This window comes from Saccharopolyspora sp. (genome assembly GCF_017434145.1).
Classification (GTDB): domain Bacteria; phylum Actinomycetota; class Actinomycetes; order Mycobacteriales; family Pseudonocardiaceae; genus Saccharopolyspora_C; species Saccharopolyspora_C galaxeae.
Window position 1 is genome coordinate 1 of record NZ_JAFRFW010000672.1, and the last position, 3,937, is coordinate 3,937.

Here is a 3,937-nt window from a genome sequence, read left to right on the forward strand (position 1 = left end):
TCCCGCTGGGCGCCGTCGCGCAGCGTGGTGTCGTAGACGTGGAAGTCGTCGCCCAGGGGGGTCCCGGCCGGGGTCGTGCGAGTCACTGGATTCTCCTGTCGGCTTCGGTATCGATGCCTCGAAGCGGCCGTCTCGCCGCGCTGGTGGCGGGTTCCTCCGGGCACAAAAAAGACCCCCCGCGAATGCGAGAGGTCTGCGCGCCGGGGGTGCGAGTCGTCACCCGGCGCGCCGTCCAATAATGCGGAAGCTGATGGCCACGCCCGTATGCTGCCACAACCGCTCGCGGCGCCACCAGGTGGGCTGCCATTCCCAGCTGCCGGACGGGCGCGCGGTCCCGACATGCGAAACGGGCGCCCTCCAGGCAGGAAGGCGCCCGCAGCGCAGGAACGAACTCGAAGTCGACCAGGCTTGCCGGCCGGTCACGCTTGGGCTGTCAGGCTTGCTGGGCGACCTCGCGGGAGGACACCAGCGCCGCCAGCCGGTCGCCGATGGCGAAGGTCGCACCCGGCGCCGAGTGGTCCCGGGTGGCCAGGTCGAACGCCACCGAAGCCTCCACCCGGCGGGCCGCCTCGGCCTGCCCGACGTGGTCCAGCAGCAGCGCCACCGACAGCACCGCGGCCGTCGGGTCGGCCGCACCGTGCCCGGCGATGTCCGGGGCGCTGCCGTGCACCGGCTCGAACATGCTCGGGTTGCGCCGGGTGGCGTCGATGTTGCCGCTGGCGGCGAGCCCGATGCCGCCGGTGACCGCCCCGGCCAGGTCGGTGATGATGTCGCCGAACAGGTTGTCCGTGACGATCACGTCGAACCGGCTCGGGTCGGTGAGCATGTGGATCGTCGTGGCGTCCACGTGCTGGTAGGCGACCGTGACGTCGGGGTGCTGCAGCGAGACCTCTTCGACGACCCGCGACCACAACGAGCCGGCGTGGGTGAGCACGTTGGTCTTGTGCACCAGCGTCAGGTGCTTGCGCGGGCGGGCCGCGGCGCGGGCGAAGGCATCGCGCACGACCCGCTCCACGCCGAAGGCCGTGTTGATGCTGACCTCGGTCGCGATCTCGTGCGTCGTGTCCTTGCGCAGCAGACCGCCGTTGCCCGCGTACGGCCCTTCGGTGCCTTCGCGCACCACGACCATGTCCACGTCGCCGGGATCGGCCACCGGGCTCTTCACCCCGGGGTAGAGCCTGCCGGGACGCAGGTTGACGTGGTGGTCGAGCTCGAAGCGCAGCCGCAGCAGCAGCCCGCGCTCCAGGATCCCGCTGGGCACCGAGGGGTCGCCGACCGCGCCGAGCAGGATCGCGTCGTGCTGGCGCAGCTCGGTCAGGACCGACTCGGGCAGCAGCTCGCCGGTGGCGTGCCAGCGCGCGGCTCCCAGGTCGTACCGGGTGATCTCGGTATCGGGAACGACCTCTCCGAGGACTTTGAGCGCCTCGGCGACCACCTCCGGCCCGATCCCGTCACCGGGGATCACAGCGAGCCGCATGAACACACCTCCCGACTAGGCGACCCCGAAACCGCGGGGCTCGATCTGTTGCGGCGAAGGCTACCGGCAAGCCTTCGCGGGCAGGCACGCCGCACCCACCAAGTGGTCCAACCATCCCGGCCGGCGGGACACCCATAGGGGTGAACGACGACGGGCGGGACGACGAAAAAGGACCGCCGCGGCGCGCGCGGCGGTCCTTCGCCGAGTGCCACGACCCGGCGGATCACGGCGAGCTCCCCATGATCCGTTGGATCCCCCGCAGCCTGCCACGATCCAGCGGATCACGCGATGCCCGGCCGGGGGATCATCAGCGGTGCTTACGAGGCCGTTTCATGAGCGGCGTCAGCCGCTTGCGGCGCCCGAGGACGCAGCCGCACCACCGGCGGGTTCTCAGGCGCCTTCTGGCGAGGACAGCGGCCCGGACCTATAAAGACGCCGAGCAGGGCGCCTACTCAAGGACGAGATCCCGGAGCCAGAAGACGTCCGAGGTTCCGCTGGGTGACCCACTACGCAAACCGCTCAAGCACTCCTAATGCGGCTCACTCGAAGCTGACGGTGCGGACGGTGGTCGCGCCCACCGCAGCGCCGATCGGCTCCAGCACACCGGTGTCGACCGGCCGGTCCACCCGCAGCAGCATGATCGCGTCGGAGCGCTCGGTGGTCTGGCTGACCGTGGCGGCATCGATGTTCACGCCGACCTCGCCGAGCAGCGTGCCGACCTTGCCCATCACGCCAGGGCGGTCCGGGTACTCCAGCAGCAGCACGTTGCCCTCGGCGCGCAGGTCGAAGTGCCTGCCGTTGACCTCGATCAGCTTCTCCACCAGGTTCGCGCCGGTGAGCGCGCCGGAGACCACGGCGCGGCGCCCGTCGGCCAGGCCCGCGCGCACCGACACCACGCTGCGGTGGTTCTGGCTCTCCGACGCCTTCTGCACCTCGACGCTGACCCCGAGGTCCTCGGCCAGCTGCGGGGCGTTGACGAAGGTCACCTGGTTCTCCACCGCTCCGGAGAACACCCCGCGCAGCGCCGCGAGCTGCAGCACCGAGACGTCCTCGTCGGCGAGTTCGCCGCGCGCCTCGATGGTCACCGAGGTCGGCGTGCTGCCCAGCACCGCCGCCAGCAGCTGGCCCAGCTTCTGGGTCAGCGGCAGGTACGGGCGGACCTCCTCGCCGACCGCGCCGCCCTGCACGTTGACCGCGTCCGGCACGAAGTCGCCTGCCAGCGCCAGCAGCACCGACTTGGCCACGTCGGTGCCCGCGCGGTCCTGCGCCTCCGCGGTGGAGGCACCCAGGTGCGGGGTGGCGACCACGTTCTCCAGCTCGAACAGCGGGCTCTCGGTGGTCGGCTCGGACTTGTAGACGTCGATGCCCGCGCCGCCGAGGTGCCCGGAGCGGATCGATTCGGCCAGCGCCTCCTCGTCGATCAGCCCGCCGCGCGCGGCGTTGACGATCAGCTGGCCCTGCTTGGCCTTCTTCAGCTCCTCGGCGCCGATCAGGCCCAGCGTCTCGGCGGTCTTGGGCAGGTGGATGGACACCGCGTCCGCGCGCGCCAGCAGGTCTTCGAGGCTGACCAGCTCGATGCCCAGCTGCGCGGCGCGGGAGGCGGACACGTACGGGTCGTAGGCGATCAGCTTGGTGCCGAAGGCGGCGATGCGCTGCGCGAACAGCTGGCCGATCTTGCCGAGTCCGACCACGCCGACGGTCTTGCCGTTGAGCTCGACGCCGCTGTAGGAGCTGCGCTTCCACTCCCCTGCGCGCAGGCTCGCGTCGGCGGCGGCCACGTTGCGGGCCACCGACAGCAGCAGCGCCAGGGCGTGCTCGGCGGCGGAGACGATGTTGGACGTGGGGGCGTTGACCACCATCACGCCGCGCTCGGTGGCCGCGGGCACTTCGACGTTGTCCAGCCCTACCCCGGCCCGGGCGACGACCTTGAGCTTGCTGGTCGCGGCCAGCACCTCGGCGTCGACCTTGGTGGCGGAGCGGACCAGCAGCGCGTCTGCGTCGGCGACGGCCTCCAGCAGCGCCGGGCGGTCCGTGCCGTCGACGTGACGGATCTCGACCTCGGCTCCGAGCGCTTCGAGCACGGAGGGGGCCAGCTTCTCGGCGATCAGGACGACAGGACGATTGGTCACGGGCGCGCTCCATTGAGAGGGATCACGGTCGTAGCTGGGCACGGCGTTGTACCCGGACGGTGAGGCAGTTTAACCGGAGTTTGAGAACTCGTTCACAAGGGTGTGACGCACGACAAACCCGCCGCAGAAGTCGGAAAGGCCCGTTTCCGGGCCCTTCGTCGCAGGTCAGCGCGATGATTGCGCAGCGAACAATCGCTCGGACTTCGGTTCGCCTGCGTGCAGCGGCGAAGCCGCTTGCGCCGAACGCCTGAGCAACGGCACCGCCGCGGGCTCTCAGCCGTTCGCTCGCGAGGACGGCTCCGACGCGCGTAGGGCACTACGCCTCCGAGGA

At 70.9% G+C, this 3,937-nt stretch carries 2 protein-coding genes; both read right to left on the reverse strand.

Annotated elements, in window-relative coordinates:
* Positions 1 to 433: 433 nt before the first annotated feature.
* Positions 434 to 1,477, reverse strand: a complete 1,044-nt coding sequence (locus tag IJH84_RS18440) for a 3-isopropylmalate dehydrogenase (RefSeq protein WP_200070241.1) — start codon at positions 1,475 to 1,477, stop codon at positions 434 to 436.
* Positions 1,478 to 2,016: 539 nt separating this feature from the next.
* Positions 2,017 to 3,606 (reverse strand): phosphoglycerate dehydrogenase, encoded by a 1,590-nt coding sequence (gene serA, locus IJH84_RS18445; protein ID WP_295146712.1) that lies wholly within the window; start codon positions 3,604 to 3,606, stop codon positions 2,017 to 2,019.
* Positions 3,607 to 3,937 lie beyond the last annotated feature (331 nt).

Excerpts from the sequence above, each read along its gene's own strand:
- IJH84_RS18440 (WP_200070241.1), bottom strand. The coding sequence starts at position 1,477 with ATGCGGCTCGCTGTGATCCCCGGTGACGGGATCGGGCCGGAGGTGGTC.